Here is a 17,367-nt window from a genome sequence, read left to right as displayed (position 1 = left end):
CCGCGTCCTTGCGTGGTGCGCGCTGGCTGCTGCGCGAGCCGGGCTCGGGCACGCGCGAGATGGTGGAGCATGCCTTGCTGCCGCATCTGCACCAGCTGCCGGCCGCCGCCACGCTGGGCAGTTCGGAGGCGATTGCGCGCTGCGTGGCGCAGGGCCTGGGCGTCAGCTGCCTGTCGCGCGTGCTGGTGCAGGCCCTGGTCGCCTCGGGAGAGCTGGTCGTGCTGCCGACCACGCTGCCGCGCATGTGGCGGGATTTCTCGCTGGTGCAGCGGGCGGGCAAGCGCCGCTCGCCGGCGCTGGCGGCCTTTGTGCAGGCCTGCCGCCAACAGGCCCAGGACTGAGGCGGGTTACTTGCCCATCGGAATCGGCGTGCTGCGCGGCACGGGCACGGCGGTGACGCTGTTTTGCGGCGAGCCTTCGATCACGCGGTCCGAGTAGGTCATGTAGACCAGGGTGTTGCGCTGCGCATCGACCATGCGCACCACGCGCAGGCGCTTGAACAGCAGCGAGATGCGTTCGGTGAACACCTCGTCCTGCTGCTTGAGCGGCGCAGGGATCTGGATGGGTCCGGTCTGCACGCAGCTGATCGAGGCTTCGGCGCGGTCCTCGGCCAGGCCCAGGCCGCCCTTGATGCCGCCGGTCTTGGCGCGCGAGACATAGCAGGTCACGCCCGCCACCTTGGGATCGTCATAGGCATCGACCACGATCTTGTGGTCCGGGCCTATGAACTTGAACACCGTGTCCACCGCGCCCACCTGCTCGGCGCGCGCACCGCAGGCGCCCAGCAGCAGCGTGGCCAGAGCGGCCGTGAGCAAGGCCCGGCTGTTCATGTCAGGCCTCACCCGTCACATGGCGGCGCAGGTGTTCGAGGGCTTCCTCGACCTGATCCACCAGCACCAGGCACAGGTCGCCGGGCGTCAGCCGCGCCAGCGCATGGTCGATGGCGTTGAACTCACCCTGGATCTGGGTCACGTAGCCGGTGCGCGGTGCGCCTTGCAGGCCTTGCTGCAGCAGGGCCAGGACTTCCCCGTCGGCGCGGCCGCGCTGGCAGGCGTCCTGGTAGAGGATGACGTCGTCGAAGGCGCGGCCCAGGATCTGTGTCTGCTCGGTGATGTCCTGGTCGCGGCGGTCGCCCGCGCCGCTGATGACCACGCTGCGGCGCTGGGCCGGCATGGCATCCACGGCCTGCACCAGGGCGCGGATGGCGTCGGGGTTGTGGCCGTAGTCGGCGATCAGCGTGGCGCCACGGTAGTCCATGACGTTGAAGCGTCCGGGGGCGTTGTCGCTGTCGTTGACGAAGCCGGCCAGCCCGCGGCGGATGGTCTGCCACGGCAGGCCCACGCCCCAGGCGGCGGCGATGGCGGCCATGACGTTCTCCACCTGGAAGGTGATGGTGCCGTTGCGCGTGATGGGGATCTCGCGCAGGGCGATGGTCTCGCGCCACGAGCTTTCGGCCGCGACGATGCTGTCGCCGTCCACGTAGACCACGCGGTTGCCCTGGGCACGGTGCGTGGCCATCACGGGGTGGTGGCGATCGGCCGCGAAATAGATGACCTTGCCCGGCGAGGTGGAGGCCATGGCCGCCACCAGCGGGTCGGCGGCGTTGAGCACGGCATAGCCGTCGGCGGCCACGTTCTGCACGATGACGCGCTTGAGCACGGCCACGTCTTCCACCGTGGTGATGTAGTTCAGGCCCAGGTGGTCGCCTGCGCCCACGTTGGTGACCACGGCCACCTGGCAGCGGTCGAAGCCCAGCCCTTCGCGCAGGATGCCGCCGCGCGCGCATTCGAGCACGGCTGCATCGGTCTCGGGGTGGGCCAGGGCGTTGCGCGCGCTGCGCGGGCCCGAGCAGTCGCCGCTGTCGATCTGGCGGCCGTTGACGTAGACACCGTCCGTGTTCGTCATGGCCGTGCGCCAGCCATGCGAGGTGAACAGGTGGGCGATCAGGCGCGTGGTCGTTGTCTTGCCATTGGTGCCGGTGACGGCCACCAGCGGGATGCGGCCGTCCTGGCCGGGTGCGAACAGCTCATCGACCATGGGCACGCCCACGTTGCGGGGCTTGCCGAAGGACGGCGCCAGGTGCATGCGCAGGCCCGGTGCGGCGTTGACTTCGACGATGCCGCCGTTTTGCTCCTCCAGCGGGCGCAGCATGGTCTCGCAGACCACGTCCACGCCGCAGATGTGCAGGCCGATGGTCTGGGCGGCCTCGACGGCGCGCGCGGCGATGTCGGGGTGCACGTCGTCCGTGACATCGGTGGCGCTGCCGCCCGTGGACAGGTTGGCGTTGTTGCGCAGCACCACGCGCTGGCCCTGGGCCGGCACGGATTCGGGCGTGAGCCCTTCTGTGGCGATGCGCGCGATGGCGATGTCGTCCAGGCGGATCTTGGTCAGCGCCGTGCCGTGGCCCGAGCCGCGGCGCGGGTCCTGGTTGACCAGCTCGACCAGTTCGCGGATGGTGTGCTGGCCGTCGCCCAGCACCTGGGGCGGCTCGCGGCGCGCAGCGGCCACCAGCTGGCCGCCGACCACCAGCAGGCGGAAGTCGTGGCCCGGCAGGAAGCGTTCGACCATGATGTCGTCGCCGAATTCCGAGGCGGTGGCAAAGGCGGCCTTGAGCTGCTCGTGCGTGGTGATGTTGACCACCACGCCCTTGCCCTGGTTGCCGTCCTGGGGCTTGACCACCACGGGCAGGCCCACTTCCTGGGCCACGAGCCAGGCTTCTTCCACGTCCTTGACGGGGCGGCCCAGCGGCACGGGCACGCCGGCGGCGTGCAGCAGGCGCTTGGTCAGGTCCTTGTCCTGGGCGATGGATTCGGCCACGGCGCTGGTCTGGTCCAGCTCGGCGGCCTGGATGCGGCGGGCCTTGGAGCCCCAGCCCAGCTGTACCAGCGAGCCCGAGGTCAGGCGGCGGATGGGAATGCCGCGCGCCACGGCCGCATCGACGATGGAGCCTGTGGAGGGGCCGATGCGCTCGTCCTCGTCGAGTTCACGCAGCTCGGCCACCACCTTGTCGGCGTCGAAGGGCGTGTCGGCCAGTGCCGACTGCAGCAGCGCACCGGCCTGTTCCATGGCCAGGCGGCCCACGGATTCCTCGGTGTACTCCACCACCACCTGGTAGGTGCCGGCTTCCACGGTCTCGTGCGTGCGGCTGAAGGTCACGGGGCAGCCGGCCTGGGCCTGCAGCGACAGGGCCGCCACTTCCAGCACATGGGCCAGCGACAGGCGCTGGTCGGCACCGTGCGGCTGCAGCGTGCCGATCTTGGGAAAGCGTGCGCGCAGCCGGTCCTCGAACCCTGCCAGGGCCGAGTAGTCACAGTCGCCGGGCTCGCATTGCACGATGGCTTCGATGGCGGTGCTGCGGGTCCAGAGATTGGGGCCGCGCAGGGCTCGGATGCGGGTGATCTGCATAGTGTCTTCTTTCGGAGGGCAGGCCCGCGTCGCCGGGCCTGCCTGCATGTCATCGTGTGGTCGGGCTCAGGCGGCGGTGGCTGCGGCGGCCGGCGTGTAGTCGAAGGTCTTGATGCCGGCGACGATGAGGTCGGGGGCAATGTCCATGGACCACGCCGCGGCAATGGCAGCGAGCAGGGCCGGCGTGTCCGGGCGCAGGCCGCCGGGCAGGCTCAGCGCGTCCAGCGTTCCCAGCACGCGCTCGGCGGCGCCCGTGGCCAGGATCACCTGGTTGCCGCGCACGAAGACGGCACGGCCTTCGCTCTCGCAACGGTGGGCCGCTACCACGGGGCTGTCTGCCTGCATCGAATAGAACAGCACCTCGCCGTCGCACAGGCGGGCCAGGTCGGCCACCTGTTCGATGTCGGCATTGAGCACGCCCGCGCCTTCGTCCAGCACCACGTCGATCTGGGTGCGCATCACGCGCGTCATCTGTGACTGCTCGTGCACGTCATGGTCGGGCAACTGCTCGAAGCCGTCCATGTCGGTGACCACGCCGACCAGGCAGCGGTCGTAGGCCAGGCCTTCCTCCAGGATGGAACGGGCCGTGGTCTGGATGACGGCGGCCTGGGCCAGGCGGTTGGTCAGCAGCCGGTGGGCGCCGGCCCAGTTGGCGGTATTGGTCTTCTGCGTTTGGCGGTTGGACAGGAACATGCCCTCGCTGCTGGCCACGCCCGTGAGCTTGCCCGACAGCTGCAGCAGCCAGCCCACCAGGCGGGCCGTGAAACCGTTGTTGCGCGTGCCGGCAATGCCGACCAGGGGGATGCGGCCGGCGCCCGTGCCCTCTTCGGTGCGCGGGAACAGGTGGTCGGCGATGGCCATGCCCACGGGGCGCGGCGCGCCGCTGGTGGGCTTCAGGTGCATCAGCAGGCCGGGGCCGGCGTTGACTTCGAGGATGGCGCCGCCCTGCTCCTTCATGGGGCGCGAGACGTCCTGCAGGATCATGTCCATGCCCGCGATGTCCAGGCCCACGATCTTGGCGGCCAGCGTGGCCATGTAGGCCACTTCGGGATGGACTTCGTCGGTGCAGTCGATGGCCATGTTGCCGTTGCGCTGCAGCAGCACGCTGGTGCCCTGGGCAGGAATGGTGTCGGGCGTGACGTTCTGGCGCTTGAGTTCCAGCTTCACGGCCGGGGCTTCGAGGTTGATCCAGTCCAGCGGGTATTCCTGCTCGGGGCCGCGGCGCGGGTCCTGGTTGACCACGGCGACCAGTTCGCGAACCGTGGACTTGCCATTGCCGGCCACGCTCACGGTCTCGCCACGGCAGGCGGCAACCACCTTGCCGCCCACCACCAGGATGCGGTGCTCGGTGCCGTCGATGAAGCGTTCGACGATGACGTCCGAGCCTTCGGGCTGGGCCAGCGCGAAGGCGGCCTTGATGTCGGCCTCGTCGCGCAGGTCCAGCGTCACGCCGCGTGCGTGGTTGCCGTCCGAGGGCTTGACGGTGACGGGAAAGCCGATGTCCTGCGCCACTTCCCAGGCTTCCTCGGGGCTGTGGACGATCTGGCCTTCGGGCACGGGCACGCCGCAGGCGGCCAGCAGGCGCTTGGTGAAGTCCTTGTCCTGGGCAATGCCCTCGGCGATGGCGCTGGTCTGGTCGCTCTCGGCGGTCCAGATGCGGCGCTGCGCGGCGCCATAGCCCAGTTGCACGAGGTTGCCGTCATTGAGGCGGATGTGGGGGATGCGGCGCTCGCCGGCCGCATCGACGATGCAGCCCGTGCTCGGGCCCAGGTAGCGGTCGTTGATCTCGGTCTTGATGGCCTTGATGGCGGCCTTCAGGTCGAAGGGCTCGTCATTGATGGCGGCCATGATCAGCCTGTGGCCATGGGCCAGGGCCGTGCGCGCCACGGTTTCCTCGGGGCAGCGGAAGACCATGCGGTACACGCCGCGCTGCGAGATCTCGCGGGTCTGGCCGAACTCGGCAGGCATGCCCGCCAGGTTCAGCAGCTCGATGATGATGTGCTCCAGCACGTGGCCGCACCATGTGCCGCCTTCCAGGCGCTGGATGAAGCCGCCGCGCTCGCCCACGCCGCAGTGGTGCTCGACCAGGTCGGGCAGCCAGGCCGTCAGGCGCTCGTTGAAACCGGGAAGCTTGTTCGAGGGATAGTCCTCCAGCTCGCCCAGATCCAGCCAGACCTCCAGCACGGGACGGTAGGTCCAGACGCTGGGTCCACGCAGGTAGGTGGTGCGCAAGAGTTGGATGTCTTTGAATTTCGCCATGTCGGTCAACGGGTAAGCGTGAACGACGACCCGGATTCGGATCGCCGGAGAATGGGAGAGGATTGTGCGCCCAGAAAACCCATGCGCAGTTTTGTCAGCCTAAACCAGGGTTGGCGCGTTGAGCAGGGTATGCCGTGCAACGCGCGGGATATCCACCGGGGAGCTGCGGTTGCCCGCATGACACCAGGAGCCGCCAGGGGCGGGAAAAACAACTCAACATGCAAGAACACCATTCTGTGGACGTTTCGGCCTTCCTTGCCAGCCCCCGCGGGGCTGAGCTGCGAGCCAGGCTCGCTTCCAATGAAAACGTGCTGGCCCTCGCCACGGTTGACCTGACCCTGGATATGCGCTTCGGCGAAGGCTGGGTTGTCCTGACCAACCAGCGCCTCATCGCCTGTGATCCTGAGGATCAGCGATGGAGTGAGTGGATACTCTCGGTCGATCAGAATTTGCGTACGCTGGACCACGGCGGCGTGGGCAACCTCGAATTGCATGGTCCTGCGGCTCGGCTGGCGCTGTGGCGCTTCACCCTGCGCCACCAGGCGGGCGTATTGCGCCTGCTGCAACAGTTCGATCACCAGCGTGAGCGCATGGCGCGTGGCGAGGACTTCGACGGGCCCGAGGACGATGTGCCCCGCTGCCCGGCCTGCCAGACCGAGCTGCCGCCCGAGGCCGACGAATGCCCGGCCTGCGCGCGCCAGCAGGGTCCGCAGACCTCCACCTGGGTGCTGCTGCGCCTGTGGCGCTTTGCCCATCCCTACCGGCATCAGCTGCTGCTGGGCTTTTTGCTGACCCTGGCCTCCACAGGCGCCACCCTGGTGGCGCCCTATCTGACCATTCCCATCGTGGACAAGATCCTGATCCCGTTCCAGAACGGGCAGCAGATCGACAGCAGCCTGATGGTCTTCTACCTGAGCGGCCTGCTGGCTGCGGCCCTGGTGGCCTGGGGCCTGGGCTGGGCGCGCACCTTCGTGCTGGCCAAGGTCTCCGAGCGCATTGGCTCGGACCTGCGCACGACCACCTACAACCACCTGCTGACGCTGTCGCTGGACTACTACGGCAGCAAACGCACGGGCGACCTGATGGCGCGCATCGGGGCGGAAACAGATCGCATCAATTTGTTTCTATCCTTGAACGCGCTGGATTTCGCCACCGATGTGCTGATGATCGTGATGACCTCGGTCATCCTGTTCTCCATCAATCCGTGGCTGGCCCTGGTCACCCTGGTGCCGCTGCCCTTCATCGCCTGGATGATCCACCTGGTGCGTGACCGCCTGCGCACGGGCTTCGAGAAGATCGACCGCGTCTGGTCCGAGGTGACCAATGTGCTGGCCGACACCATTCCCGGCATCCGTGTGGTCAAGGCCTTCGCCCAGGAAAAGCGCGAGGCCGACCGCTTCGCCCAGGCCAATCTGGTCAACCTGCAGGCCAACGACAAGGTCAACAAGACCTGGTCGCTGTTCACGCCCACGGTGACGCTGCTGACCGAGATCGGCCTGCTGGTGGTCTGGGGCTTCGGCATCTGGCTGGTGGCGGGCGGCCAGATCACGGTCGGTATTCTGACGGCCTTCATCGCCTACATCGGCCGCTTCTACAGCCGCCTGGATTCGATGAGCCGCATCGTCTCGGTCACACAGAAGGCGGCAGCCGGCGCCAAGCGCATCTTCGACATCCTGGACCACGTGAGCAACGTGCCCGACCCGGTCAACCCGGTCAAGCTGCCGCGCGTGCAGGGTGCCATCACGCTGGACAACCTGACCTTCCGCTACGGCAGCCGCGCCGTCATCAAGAACCTGGATCTGCAGATTCGCCCGGGTGAAATGATCGGCCTGGTCGGCCACAGCGGCTCGGGCAAGAGCACCCTGGTCAACCTGATCAGCCGCTTCTACGACGTGAGCGAAGGCTCCATCCAGCTCGACGGCGTGGATATCCGCCGGCTCAAGGTGTCGGACTTCCGCAGCAACATCGGCCTGGTGCTGCAGGAGCCCTTCCTGTTCTTCGGCACCATTGCCGAGAACATCGCCTACGGCAAGCCCGACGCCACGCGCGAGGAAATCGTGGCGGCCGCGCGTGCGGCCCATGCCCATGAATTCATCCTGCGCCTGCCGCATGGCTATGACTCCCTGGTCGGCGAACGCGGCCAGGGCCTGTCCGGCGGCGAGCGCCAGCGCATCTCCATTGCGCGCGCACTGCTGATCGACCCGCGCATCCTGATCCTGGACGAGGCCACTTCTGCCGTGGACACCGAGACCGAGAAGGAAATCCAGAAGGCGCTGGACAATCTGGTGCAGGGCCGCACGACGATTGCCATCGCCCACCGTCTGTCCACGCTGCGCAAGGCAGACCGCCTCGTGGTCATGGACCGGGGCGAGATCGTGGAAGTGGGGCCGCACGACGAACTGATGGAAAAGCAGGGCGCCTACTGGCGCCTGTACCAGGCCCAGGCGCGGCGCGCCGAAGAGGATGCCCAGGCCGCAGGCCTGACCCTGGTCGCAACCACCATCGAGGAATAAGCCATGTCCACTGCCCAACATTGCGCCGCCGGCGCCGATCTGAGCCGCGTACGCGTGGAGCGCAACGCCCATGGCCGCCTGGTGCTGATCCTGGCCGACGGCACGCGCCATGAATCCGTGGTGCCCGTGCGCGCCTTTCCGATTGCCGCGCCGCTGCAAGGCCTGTCCCTGGTCTGTGCCGATGGCAAGGAGGCGCTGTGGGTGGACCACATGGACCACCTGCCCGCGCAGGCCCGCACGCTGATCGAGCAGGATCTGGCCGTGCGCGAGTTCGTGCCCGTCATCCAGCGCATCCGCAAGGTGTCCAGCTATTCCACGCCCAGCACCTGGGACCTGGAGACCGACCGCGGTCCCGCGCAGCTCGTGCTCAAGGCCGAGGAGGATATCCGCCGCCTGTCGGGCCGCACGCACCTGATGATCACCAGCCAGGACGGCGTGCAGTTCAGCGTGCCCGACAGCACGGCGCTGGACCGTGCCTCGCGCAAGATGCTGGAGCGTTTCCTCTAGCGCCTGGTCAGGGTGGTTTAAGGGTTTACCCTTGGTTTGAGGCAGGCCTGGGCGTCTTTCAAAAAAAGCGCTTCAGTTCTTTCAGGTTCTGTCGATGATGAGGCGACGGCGGGAAATTCCCGCCCACAGCACACATCCAGCAAGAGGGTCGAGCCATGCCAATTCCACCTGTTGACCGATCGCCCATACCGTGGCGCCCGCAAAGCGCCGATCTGTACTCCACCGGCGCGTCGGGCGCGGTGCCCGTGCGTCCCGTGAACGCTGCCAATCCTGTCGAATCCACGGACCGCATCGGAGAAGGCCGTGTGATTCGCGATCCTGAAAAACCGTCCGTGGTGGACCAGGAAAACCGCGACTGGACGCTGGCCGAGGAGATCAAGCAGAAGGAAGAGGTCGAGGAGCCGCCCAAGGAGCCGATTTCCAAGCAGCTCATCGAGTTCATCCAGTCCATGTGGCGCGCCAGCGCCATGGCCGTGGAGCAGGCCCAGGAGGTCAGCAAGGCCGATGACGTGGCCCGCAACAAGCTGCAGGTGCGCGAGGAGCCGTTGACCTATTCGGAACCCAAGGTCAAGCGTACCGGCGGACTTTGAGTGTCAGTGGCTGAATGCGCAGGCTCAGTCCTTTGAGCCTTCGCCTTCCTTCGTGTCCCTGGCAGCGGACACGGCTGCGGCATGCTCGGCGGCCTTTGCCTCTTCGGCCTGCGCCTTGGCCTTCGCCTTGTCGCGCTCGGCGCGGTACTTGACGGCAAAAGCCTGCACCTCCGCATAGGAGACGTAGCCGTCCTTGTCAGTGTCGGCCTCGTCGAAGGCCGCCGCCAGGCGCGGGAACAGCGCCACTTCGGTGCGGCTGAGCTTGCCGTCCTTGTTGAAGTCCAGCATCTTGAATTCGCGCTGGGCCTTGATTTCCCCCTTGGTCAATGGCGCCGGGCTGGCCGAGGCCTGTCCGGTGGACGCCTTGTCGGCCGTCTCGGTCGCCTGCGCGCGCGCGGCGGGCAGCATGAAGGCGCTGGTCAGCAGGACGGCAGCGGCGGCCTGCAGCACAGGCGGCCGGCGCAGCAGGGCGGAGCGGTTCATGAGGGGAAAATGCATGGCACCTATTTGGGCATGGAACCGGTGTCTGCAAGCCAGGGCTGTGCGCCCTTTGCAATTGTTTACTTCAGCGGATCGGCGTCCGGATTGGAGACGCCGCTGTTCACATGGCCTGCGGGCACATGGCGGGCCGCCGAGCTGACATGGCCCGATTGGTCGTCGAAGAAGAAATCCGGCTCGAACTCGCGCAGGAAGGGGCCTTTTTCCAGGCCGCCGAGGAACATGGCCTCGTCCACGGTGATTCCCCAATCGAGCAATGTGCGGATGGCGCGCTCGTGCGCCGGCGCACTGCGCGCCGTCACCAGGGCCGTGCGAATGCGCATGGTCTGGGACGAGTCCGCCTGCTGCTGAAGCCGGTGAAGGGCTTGCAGCAGGGGTTTGAACGGCCCTTCTCCCAGGGGCGTGGCGGCATGGGATACCTCATGGCGCAGAAAGGCCGGCAGCCCGCCTTGCTGGTAGATGCGCTCGGCCTCGTCGGAGAACAGCACGGCATCGCCGTCGAAGGCAATGCGCACTTCCTGCGGGTAGCGGTCGCCTGCGGGCGTGGAGTCGACCATCACGCGCGCCGCGGGAAAGCCGATGGACAGGGCCTTGCGCACATCGACCTCGTTGGCCGAGAGGAACAGGTGGGCGCCCAGCGGCCGCAGGTAGGAAAACGGATCGCGCCCGCGCGTGAACACGCCGCGCTCTATGTGCATGTCGGCCGCCTTGGCCGAGGCGAACACGCGCATGCCGCTGGCCGGGTCGTTGCGCGAGAGCATCATCACCTCCACGCGCTGCACTTCAGGCGTATTGAAGGCCAGCAGCTTGCGCACCAGCGGGAAGGCGATGCCCGGGCGTGCCGGCTGGTGCACCAGGTACAGCTGGCGGCGCATGTAGGCCTGCTCGTCGCCCGCATCGAACAGCCGGTTCTCTTCCTCGAAGTCGAACAGTGCGCGCGATGAGATGGCAACGACCAGCTTGTCTTGCAGGGTCACGGGCATGGCTTGGCGCTTGTCGCTATTTGACGAATTGGTTGAGCTGGATGATGGGCATGAGCACGGCCAGCACGATCAGGGCCACGACCATGCCCATGGCCACGATCAGCAGCGGCTCCAGGATGGTGGCCAGGTGCATGGCGCGGCGCTGCACCTCGGTGGACAGCTGGTTGGCCGCGCGCTGCAGCATCACGGGCAGCTGGCCGGTCTGCTCGCCCAGGCGGGCAAACATGGAGATCAGGCCCGGGAAGCGCTTTTTCTGCGCCAGGGCCGAGGCCAGCGGCGCGCCCTCGCGCACCAGGGCCAGCGCGTCCATGGCATCGGCGCGCAGCGCGCGGTTGCCCAGCGTTTCGGCGGCGGCCTGCAAGGCCTTGAGAATGGGCACGCCTGCGCCCGCCAGCATGGCCAGCGTGCCGGCAAAGCGTGCCGCGTTGTAGTTGCGCGCCAGCCGGCCGATCAGCGGCAGGCGCAGCCACCAAGCGTCGAAGCGCTCGCGCAGCACGGGGTTCTTCATGGACAGCCGGAATCCCACGGCGCCCAGCACCAGGGCGATCAGCGCGGCCCAGCCATAGCTGCGCACAAAGTCGCTGAGCGCCAGCATGGCCACGGTGAGCCAGGGCAGGGCGCGCTTGGTGCCCGCGAACACGCTGGCCACCTGGGGCACCACGTAGCTGACCAGGAACAGCACGATGACGATGGCCACCAGGGTCACGATGGCCGGGTACAGGGCTGCGCCAATGAGCTTGGACTGCAGGGCCTGGCGCGATTCCAGGTCGTCGGCCAGCCGCTCCAGCACCGGGCCCAGGCTGCCGCTGGCCTCGCCGGCGCCGATCACGGCGCAGTAGATGTCGGAGAATTCGCGCGGGTGCTGGGCCAGTGCGCGGGCAAAGGTGGAGCCTGCGTTGACCTCGGCGCGCAGCGCGGCCACCAGGTGGTGCTGGCGCGGGTCGTCGGCTTCTTCGGACAGCGCGGCCAGTGCGCGCTCTATGGGCAGGCCTGATCCGACCAGCCCCGCCATCTGGCGCGTCCACACGGTGAGCCCTGTGGAGCCAAGGACGGGGCGGGTCAGCCAGCGCGAGGCGCCACCCTGCGGGCCGGACGCCGACCCCGAGGCCACGATCTCCACGGCCATGGGCACCAGGGCCTGGGCGCGCAGCTGGCTGCGCGCAGCGCGCGCGTTGTCGGCTTCGATCGTGCCCTTGCGGGTCTGACCTTGGGCATCCAGGGCTTCGAAGGAAAAGGCAGGCATGCGCGGCGGGAGTCGGGAGGGGCTGGGGAAGGATGGCGTTCAGGAAACGCCAGGCGGCGATCCAACCCCCGATGGTAGCCGCTGCCGGTGACGGCTGGATGGCGAGGCCGTCTCGGGCCTCGTCCCCAGGTCCCGGAGGTGCCTATGCCGGCTGGGCGGCCAGGTCCGCTTCGTTGAGCTGGATGGAGCGCAGCGAGGCCGGGCGTTCCATCAGCGGCTGGCCGTAGTCGCTGAACTCGGGCAGCGCGGGCAGCAGCTTCATCATCGTCCCCCAGCGCAGGTAGCTGGCCATGAGCACGTCGGCCGCGGTGAACTGGTCGCCGCACAGGTAGCGCCTGCCGGCCACGGCCTGGCGCAGCGTCTGCACCACGTCGTCATAGCGGCCATAGCCGGCGGACATGGCCTGGTCGGCCGTCTGCTGCTCCAGGTGGCCCTGGCTCTTGGCTGTCATCAACGCGTCGACAGGGCCGGCCAGGAAGAACATCCAGCGGTGGTAGACGCCGCGCAGCGGGCTGTCCACGGCCGGCGCGAGCCTTCGTTCGGGGAAGATGTCGGCCAGATAGGCAAGGATGGCGGCCTGTTCGGTGATCACGGTCTCGCCATGCACCAGGGCGGGGACCTTGCCCATGGGGTTGATGGCCAGGTAGTCGGCAGCCTTCATGGTGCTGCCGAATTCCAGCCGCACGGGCTCATAGCGGGCGCCGCATTCCTCCAGCATCCAGCGCGCGATGACGGCGCGCGAGCGGGGGTGGAAGTAAAAGCGCAGAGGCTTGATCGAGTCGTTCATGAAGGCTCCCAGTGGTTTGAATGCATGGCGAGAAGGCCATGGGAGCGACTGTAGGAGGCCATGCTGACAGTTTTTGTCAGCAGTGGTGTCAGCGGACCGTGTAGCCCAGTTGCCGCGACCAGCGTTCGATCAGGCCGCTGCGGTGGTCGGGATAGCGTTCCTGCAGATCGGTGACGGAGCGCACGCGGTCGGCGCGGAAATGGCGGAAGTCCTGGCGCAGTTCGCACCAGGCCGCAAGAATGCGCCGCTGATCGAAGAAAGCCATGGCAAAAGGCCAGATCCGGCGCTCGGTCGGCTGGCCCTTCTCATCCGTGTAGTGCAGCAGCACCCGGTGCTGGCGCCGTATCGCCAGGCGCAGCGCGGTCTGCCAGGGCTCGGTCACGGATTCGTGGCAGATGGGCGGCACCAGCAGGCCGCTGGTGTCCACCTCGATGCGCAGCTCCAGCGGCAGCGCGCTGCGTATGCGGTCCAGCGCGGCGGTGGCGGCCTGGGCGAGCTCGGGGTCGGCCTGGCGGCTGGCCCAGCGCGCGCCCAGCAGCAGGGCTTCCAGCTCATCGGGCGTGAACATCAGCGGCGGCAGCAGAAAGCCGGGCCGCATCTCGTAGCCCACGCCCGGGTCGCCCGCAATCGCGGCACCCTGTTCGCGCAGGGTGGCGATGTCACGGTAGAGGGTGCGCAGGCTCACGTCCAGCTGCCGGGCCAGCGCCGGCCCGGCCTGGGGCAGGCGCGCGCGGCGCAGCAGGTCGATCAGCTGCAGCAGCCGGGCGGAGCGGCTCATGCCTTCAGCGGCCCATGACGCCGGCCGTGATCTCCAGCGAGCGCAGGCGCAGGTCGCGGTCATACACGTCGCTGACCAGGATCAGCTCGTCGGCCTCGGTGTCGGCCTGCAGCTTCTGCAGGCGCGTGCGCACCTTGTCCGGGCCGCCGATGGAGGCCACGGCCAGGAAGTCGCCGATGGCGCGGCGCTCCTGCTCGCCGAGCTGGGCCGCGTAGTTCTCGATGGGGCGCGGCAGCAGTCCGCGCCGGCCCGTGATGATGCCCAGCACGCGCTGGTAGGTGCTGCTGGCCAGGTACTCGGCCTCGTCATCGGTGGGCGCGGCGATCACGGGTGCGCCGACGATCACGTAGGGCTTGGCCAGTTGGGCCGACGGCTTGAACAGGCTGCGGTACAGCTGTACGGCCTGGTAGAGCATGCGCGGCGCGAAGTGCGAGGCAAAGGCGTAGGGCAGGCCCAGATGGGCTGCGAGCTGGGCCGAGAACAGGCTGGAGCCCAGCAGCCAGATCGGCACGTTGGTGCCCGCGCCGGGCGTGGCCACCAGCTTTTGATCCGGCGTGGCCGGGGCCAGCAGGCGTTGCAGCTCCATCACGTCGCGCGGGAAGTCTTCCTCGGTCTCGACGCGGTCGCGGCGCAGTGCGCGCATGGTGGCGCCATCGGTGCCGGGCGCACGGCCCAGGCCCAGGTCGATGCGGCCCGGGTACAGCTCGGCCAGCGTGCCGAAGGCTTCGGCCACCACCAGCGGGGCATGGTTGGGCAGCATGATGCCGCCCGAGCCCACGCGGATCTTCGAGGTGCCGCCTGCAATGTGGCCGATCAGCACGGCCGTGGCCGAGCTGGCGATGCCGGGCATGTTGTGGTGCTCGGCCAGCCAGTAGCGCTCGAATCCCAGTGCCTCGGCCTTGCGGGCCGTGGCCAGCGCGATGTCCAGGGCCTCGGCGACGGTGCCGCCTTCGCGCACGGCCACGAGGTCGAGCATGGACAGACGGACTTCATTGAATGATGTCATGGCAGGTTCCAACTTCCAGTTCACGGTGGGTGGGGGCGGCGCGGGCCTTGCCGCGCCAGGGCATTCCTGGTGCGCGTCCGCGCACTCAGTTTCTTCTGGACATTTCCCGCGCGCAGGTGATGCCCAGCACCACGCACCAGACCAGGGGGAGGATGGCTGCCGCCAGATGGTTCTCGCCCTGCTGGATGGCCAGCCAGGACAGCGGCAGCGCCACCAGCGCCGACAGGCGGATGACGCGGCGCAGCTGGCTGGTGGACAGGCGGGACTTGAACCACCACAGGGCGATGTAGCTGATCAGGCTCAGCGTGGCGACCCACAGGAACAGGTCGCCGCCATAGGGAGCGCTCCAGGCGCGTAGGGATTCCAACATGCCGACCATTGTGGCAAACAGGGATGCCCCGTGCTGCGCAGGGTCGGGCGTGGTCGCCTGCGCCTAGTCGCGCGTGACGCGCAGCACTTCCTCGGGCGTGGTGATGCCCTCGCGCACCAGGCGCTCGCCATCGTCGCGCATCAGGCGCATGCCCGCGGCCAGCGCGGTGTCGCGGATCTCGGCCTCGCTGGCCTGGCGGTGGATCTGCGCGCGGATGGTGTCGTCCACCACCAGCATCTCGAAGATGCCGGTGCGCCCCCGGTAGCCGCTGGGCTCGGTGGTGTCGATCTTGCGCACCAGGCGCTGGGCCAGCACACCCAGCAGGGAGGACGACAGCAGGAAGGGTTCCACCCCCATGTCGATCAGGCGCGTGACGGCGCTGGAGGCATCGTTGGTGTGCAGCGTGGCCAGCACCAGGTGGCCGGTCAGCGAGGCCTGGATGGCGATCTGCGCGGTCTCGAAGTCGCGGATTTCGCCGATCATGATCACATCCGGGTCCTGGCGCAGGATGGCGCGCAGGGCCTTGGCGAAGGTCAGGTCGATCTTGGCGTTGACCTGGGTCTGCCCCACGCCGGCCAGCTCGTACTCGATGGGGTCCTCCACCGTCATGATGTTGCTGTGGCTGGCGTCCATGCGCGACAGTGCCGCATACAGCGTGGTGGTCTTGCCCGAGCCCGTGGGGCCGGTGACCAGCACGATGCCGTGCGGCTGGGCCGTCAGGTGGGTGAATCGCCTCAGCGTCTCGCCCTGCATGCCCACGGCCTCCAGGCTGAGCTTGCTCTCGCTCTTGTCCAGCAGGCGCAGCACGGCGCGCTCGCCGTGGGCGCTGGGCAGGGTGGAGACGCGCACGTCGATGGCGCGCGTGCCCAGGCGCAGGCTGATGCGGCCGTCCTGGGGCAGGCGCTTTTCGGCGATGTCCAGGTCGGCCATGATCTTCAGTCGCGAGATCAGCGCTGCATGCAGTGCGCGGTTGGGCTGCACGACTTCGCGCAGGTCGCCGTCCACGCGAAAGCGCACGCTGGAATGGCGCTCGTAGGGCTCGATGTGGATGTCGCTGGCACCGTCGCGCGCGGCCTGCGTGAGCAGGGCGTTGAGCATGCGGATGATGGGCGCGTCGTCGGCCGTCTCCAGCAGGTCCTCGACCGCAGGCAGCTCCTGCATCATGCGCGAGAGGTCGGCGTCGGACTCGACCTCGCTGACCACCAGGGCCGCGCTGGACTCGCCCTGCGAATAGGCGGCGCTGATGCGGTGGGCCAGCGTGCCCGCGTCCAGCATCTGCCAGCGCTGCACCGCATGCCTGCGCTGGACTTCGGACAGGGCCTGCCAGTCCGGCGAGGGGCCGTGCCAGAGCAGGGGCTCGTGGCCGTCGTCCTCGATCAGCAGCTGGCTGGTGCGCGCAAACGCATAGGGCAGGGGATAGCGCATGGGGCCTTCCTGCCTCAGAGCGCGCCGGGGGCTGCCGGCACGGCGGGAGCGGCGGGCTGCGGCTGGGTGAAGTCGATCAGCTCGGGCCTGGCGCCCGGCACGTTGACGATGGCGGCCGGGTTGGTGAACGAGCCGGGGTCCGGCTGCGGCGTCAGCGTGGGCAGCACGGGCGCGGCATTGACCGAGCGCAGCAGGGCGCTGGGCTCGGGCTGCAGGCTCTGTTGCTGCGCGCGAATGGCTTCGTAGCGCTCGGAAGAGACCTGGTTGGTCGCAGTCGCATCGCGCATCACCACGGGGCGCAGGAAGACCATCAGGTTGGTCTTGTTGCGCTTGCGGTTGGTGTTGCGGAACAGGTTGCCGACCACGGGGATGTCGCCCAGCAGAGGCACCCGGTCCTCGGCCTGGGAGTAGTTGTCGTCGATCAGGCCGCCGAGCACGACGATGTTGCCGTCCTCGACCAGCACGTTGGACTCGATGGAGCGCTTGTTGGTGGTCAGGCCGTTGGTGTCCTTGCGGGTGGACTCGTCCACCGAGGAGACTTCCTGGAACACGGCCAGCTTCACCGTGCCGTTCTCGTTGATCTGCGGGCGCACGCGCAGCATCAGACCCACGTCCTTGCGCTCCACCGTGGTGAAGGGGTTGACCGTGCCGCCCGTGGAGTTGCTGGCGTACGAGCCCGTGACCATGGGCACGTTCTGGCCTACGATGATGCGCGCCTCCTCGTTGTCCAGCGTCATCAGGTTGGGCGTGGACAGGATGTTGGCGTCACCGCTGTTTTGCAGGAAGTTGGCCAGAAAGCCCAGCGTGTCCTTGCCGTTGACGCGCTGCGTGAAGCCGAGGTTGGTGCCCCTCAGGCTGGTCAGCGTGTCGCCCGTGATGGCGCTGCCGTCGAGGCCTCCATCCTTGACCAGGCCGAGCAGGTTCAGGATGTTGGCGCCCGCCACATTGGAGTTCGTGCCCAGGGTGCCGATCACGCGGCCGTTGTTGCTGAGCATGGACGCGG

15 protein-coding genes and 1 pseudogene are annotated in these 17,367 nt (G+C 68.2%); 4 read left to right on the top strand and 12 right to left on the bottom strand.

All coding sequences use genetic code 11. The features are described 5' to 3' along the window. Positions 1-341 (top strand): LysR substrate-binding domain-containing protein (locus tag L995_RS08020; RefSeq protein ID WP_047470812.1); only part of this gene is annotated, 341 nt, incomplete at its 5' end. Positions 342-347: 6 nt separating this feature from the next. Here L995_RS08020 and L995_RS08015 read toward each other — a convergent pair. The 3 genes from L995_RS08015 to L995_RS08005 all read right to left on the bottom strand — a co-directional run bounded on the left by L995_RS08015 (position 348) and on the right by L995_RS08005 (position 5,664). Further along, positions 348-830 carry a CreA family protein gene (locus tag L995_RS08015; protein ID WP_197065117.1) on the bottom strand — a complete coding sequence of 161 codons (483 nt, stop codon included), beginning with the start codon at positions 828-830 and terminating at the stop codon, positions 348-350. 1 nt (position 831) lies between these two features. Next, the gene (gene cphA / locus L995_RS08010; protein ID WP_047470805.1) at positions 832-3,405 is read right to left on the bottom strand and encodes a cyanophycin synthetase; all 2,574 of its coding nucleotides are present in this window, start codon (positions 3,403-3,405) and stop codon (positions 832-834) included. Positions 3,406-3,471: 66 nt separating this feature from the next. Continuing rightward, complete coding sequence (locus tag L995_RS08005) at positions 3,472-5,664, bottom strand: cyanophycin synthetase (protein ID WP_047470808.1); 2,193 nt, start codon at positions 5,662-5,664, stop codon at positions 3,472-3,474. A 218-nt stretch (positions 5,665-5,882) separates the two neighbouring features. Between L995_RS08005 and L995_RS08000 the strand changes: the two genes are divergently transcribed. The 3 genes from L995_RS08000 (at position 5,883) to L995_RS07990 (ending at position 9,274) form a co-directional block, all read left to right on the top strand. Beyond that, complete coding sequence (locus tag L995_RS08000; protein ID WP_047470803.1) at positions 5,883-8,177, top strand: cyanophycin metabolism-associated ABC transporter; 2,295 nt, start codon at positions 5,883-5,885, stop codon at positions 8,175-8,177. Positions 8,178-8,180: 3 nt separating this feature from the next. Then, positions 8,181-8,684: a cyanophycin metabolism-associated DUF1854 family protein gene (locus tag L995_RS07995; protein ID WP_016448746.1), complete on the top strand. Its 504-nt coding sequence runs from the start codon at positions 8,181-8,183 to the stop codon at positions 8,682-8,684. A gap of 155 nt (positions 8,685-8,839) precedes the next feature. Then, positions 8,840-9,274: a hypothetical protein gene (locus L995_RS07990; protein ID WP_016450864.1), complete on the top strand. Its 435-nt coding sequence runs from the start codon at positions 8,840-8,842 to the stop codon at positions 9,272-9,274. A 24-nt stretch (positions 9,275-9,298) separates the two neighbouring features. Here the strand turns inward: L995_RS07990 and L995_RS07985 are convergent, their stop codons facing one another. The 9 genes and pseudogenes from L995_RS07985 to L995_RS07945 all read right to left on the bottom strand — a co-directional run. Then, complete coding sequence (locus L995_RS07985; RefSeq protein ID WP_047470800.1) at positions 9,299-9,772, bottom strand: EF-hand domain-containing protein; 474 nt, start codon at positions 9,770-9,772, stop codon at positions 9,299-9,301. A gap of 62 nt (positions 9,773-9,834) precedes the next feature. Beyond that, positions 9,835-10,755: a 5'-nucleotidase gene (locus L995_RS07980; RefSeq protein WP_016448743.1), complete on the bottom strand. Its 921-nt coding sequence runs from the start codon at positions 10,753-10,755 to the stop codon at positions 9,835-9,837. 16 nt (positions 10,756-10,771) lie between these two features. Beyond that, positions 10,772-11,998 carry a type II secretion system inner membrane protein GspF gene (gspF, locus tag L995_RS07975; protein WP_016448742.1) on the bottom strand — a complete coding sequence of 409 codons (1,227 nt, stop codon included), beginning with the start codon at positions 11,996-11,998 and terminating at the stop codon, positions 10,772-10,774. A 142-nt stretch (positions 11,999-12,140) separates the two neighbouring features. Next, positions 12,141-12,785 carry a glutathione S-transferase family protein gene (locus tag L995_RS07970; protein WP_016448741.1) on the bottom strand — a complete coding sequence of 215 codons (645 nt, stop codon included), beginning with the start codon at positions 12,783-12,785 and terminating at the stop codon, positions 12,141-12,143. A gap of 88 nt (positions 12,786-12,873) precedes the next feature. Beyond that, positions 12,874-13,563 (bottom strand): helix-turn-helix transcriptional regulator, encoded by a 690-nt coding sequence (locus L995_RS07965; RefSeq protein ID WP_047470798.1) that lies wholly within the window; start codon positions 13,561-13,563, stop codon positions 12,874-12,876. A gap of 4 nt (positions 13,564-13,567) precedes the next feature. Then, entirely contained in the window at positions 13,568-14,569 is a 1,002-nt protein-coding gene (locus L995_RS07960) for an LLM class flavin-dependent oxidoreductase (protein ID WP_016448739.1), read from the bottom strand. 85 nt (positions 14,570-14,654) lie between these two features. Continuing rightward, positions 14,655-14,939 (bottom strand): hypothetical protein, encoded by a 285-nt coding sequence (locus tag L995_RS07955; RefSeq protein ID WP_223275171.1) that lies wholly within the window; start codon positions 14,937-14,939, stop codon positions 14,655-14,657. Between the two features lie 63 nt (positions 14,940-15,002). After that, the gene (locus L995_RS07950) at positions 15,003-16,364 is read right to left on the bottom strand and encodes a GspE/PulE family protein (protein WP_016448738.1); all 1,362 of its coding nucleotides are present in this window, start codon (positions 16,362-16,364) and stop codon (positions 15,003-15,005) included. A 14-nt stretch (positions 16,365-16,378) separates the two neighbouring features. Beyond that, positions 16,379-17,367, bottom strand: a pseudogene (locus L995_RS07945) (type II secretion system secretin GspD); the annotation flags it as partial.

This window comes from Delftia sp. ZNC0008 (assembly GCF_000799035.1).
GTDB lineage: Bacteria > Pseudomonadota > Gammaproteobacteria > Burkholderiales > Burkholderiaceae_C > Comamonas > Comamonas tsuruhatensis.
This window is presented reverse-complemented; position numbering and strand designations above follow the sequence as displayed.

Coding starts and splice junctions, on each gene's coding strand:
- L995_RS07955 (WP_223275171.1), bottom strand. CDS start 14,939: ATGTTGGAATCCCTACGCGCCTGGAGCGCTCCCTATGGCGGCGACCTG.
- L995_RS07960 (WP_016448739.1), bottom strand. CDS start 14,569: ATGACATCATTCAATGAAGTCCGTCTGTCCATGCTCGACCTCGTGGCC.
- L995_RS08015 (WP_197065117.1), bottom strand. CDS start 830: ATGAACAGCCGGGCCTTGCTCACGGCCGCTCTGGCCACGCTGCTGCTG.
- L995_RS07980 (WP_016448743.1), bottom strand. CDS start 10,755: ATGCCCGTGACCCTGCAAGACAAGCTGGTCGTTGCCATCTCATCGCGC.
- gspF (WP_016448742.1), bottom strand. CDS start 11,998: ATGCCTGCCTTTTCCTTCGAAGCCCTGGATGCCCAAGGTCAGACCCGC.
- L995_RS07965 (WP_047470798.1), bottom strand. CDS start 13,563: ATGAGCCGCTCCGCCCGGCTGCTGCAGCTGATCGACCTGCTGCGCCGC.
- L995_RS07990 (WP_016450864.1), top strand. CDS start 8,840: ATGCCAATTCCACCTGTTGACCGATCGCCCATACCGTGGCGCCCGCAA.
- L995_RS08000 (WP_047470803.1), top strand. CDS start 5,883: ATGCAAGAACACCATTCTGTGGACGTTTCGGCCTTCCTTGCCAGCCCC.
- L995_RS07970 (WP_016448741.1), bottom strand. CDS start 12,785: ATGAACGACTCGATCAAGCCTCTGCGCTTTTACTTCCACCCCCGCTCG.
- L995_RS07985 (WP_047470800.1), bottom strand. CDS start 9,772: ATGCATTTTCCCCTCATGAACCGCTCCGCCCTGCTGCGCCGGCCGCCT.
- L995_RS07950 (WP_016448738.1), bottom strand. CDS start 16,364: ATGCGCTATCCCCTGCCCTATGCGTTTGCGCGCACCAGCCAGCTGCTG.
- L995_RS07995 (WP_016448746.1), top strand. CDS start 8,181: ATGTCCACTGCCCAACATTGCGCCGCCGGCGCCGATCTGAGCCGCGTA.
- cphA (WP_047470805.1), bottom strand. CDS start 3,405: ATGCAGATCACCCGCATCCGAGCCCTGCGCGGCCCCAATCTCTGGACC.
- L995_RS08005 (WP_047470808.1), bottom strand. CDS start 5,664: ATGGCGAAATTCAAAGACATCCAACTCTTGCGCACCACCTACCTGCGT.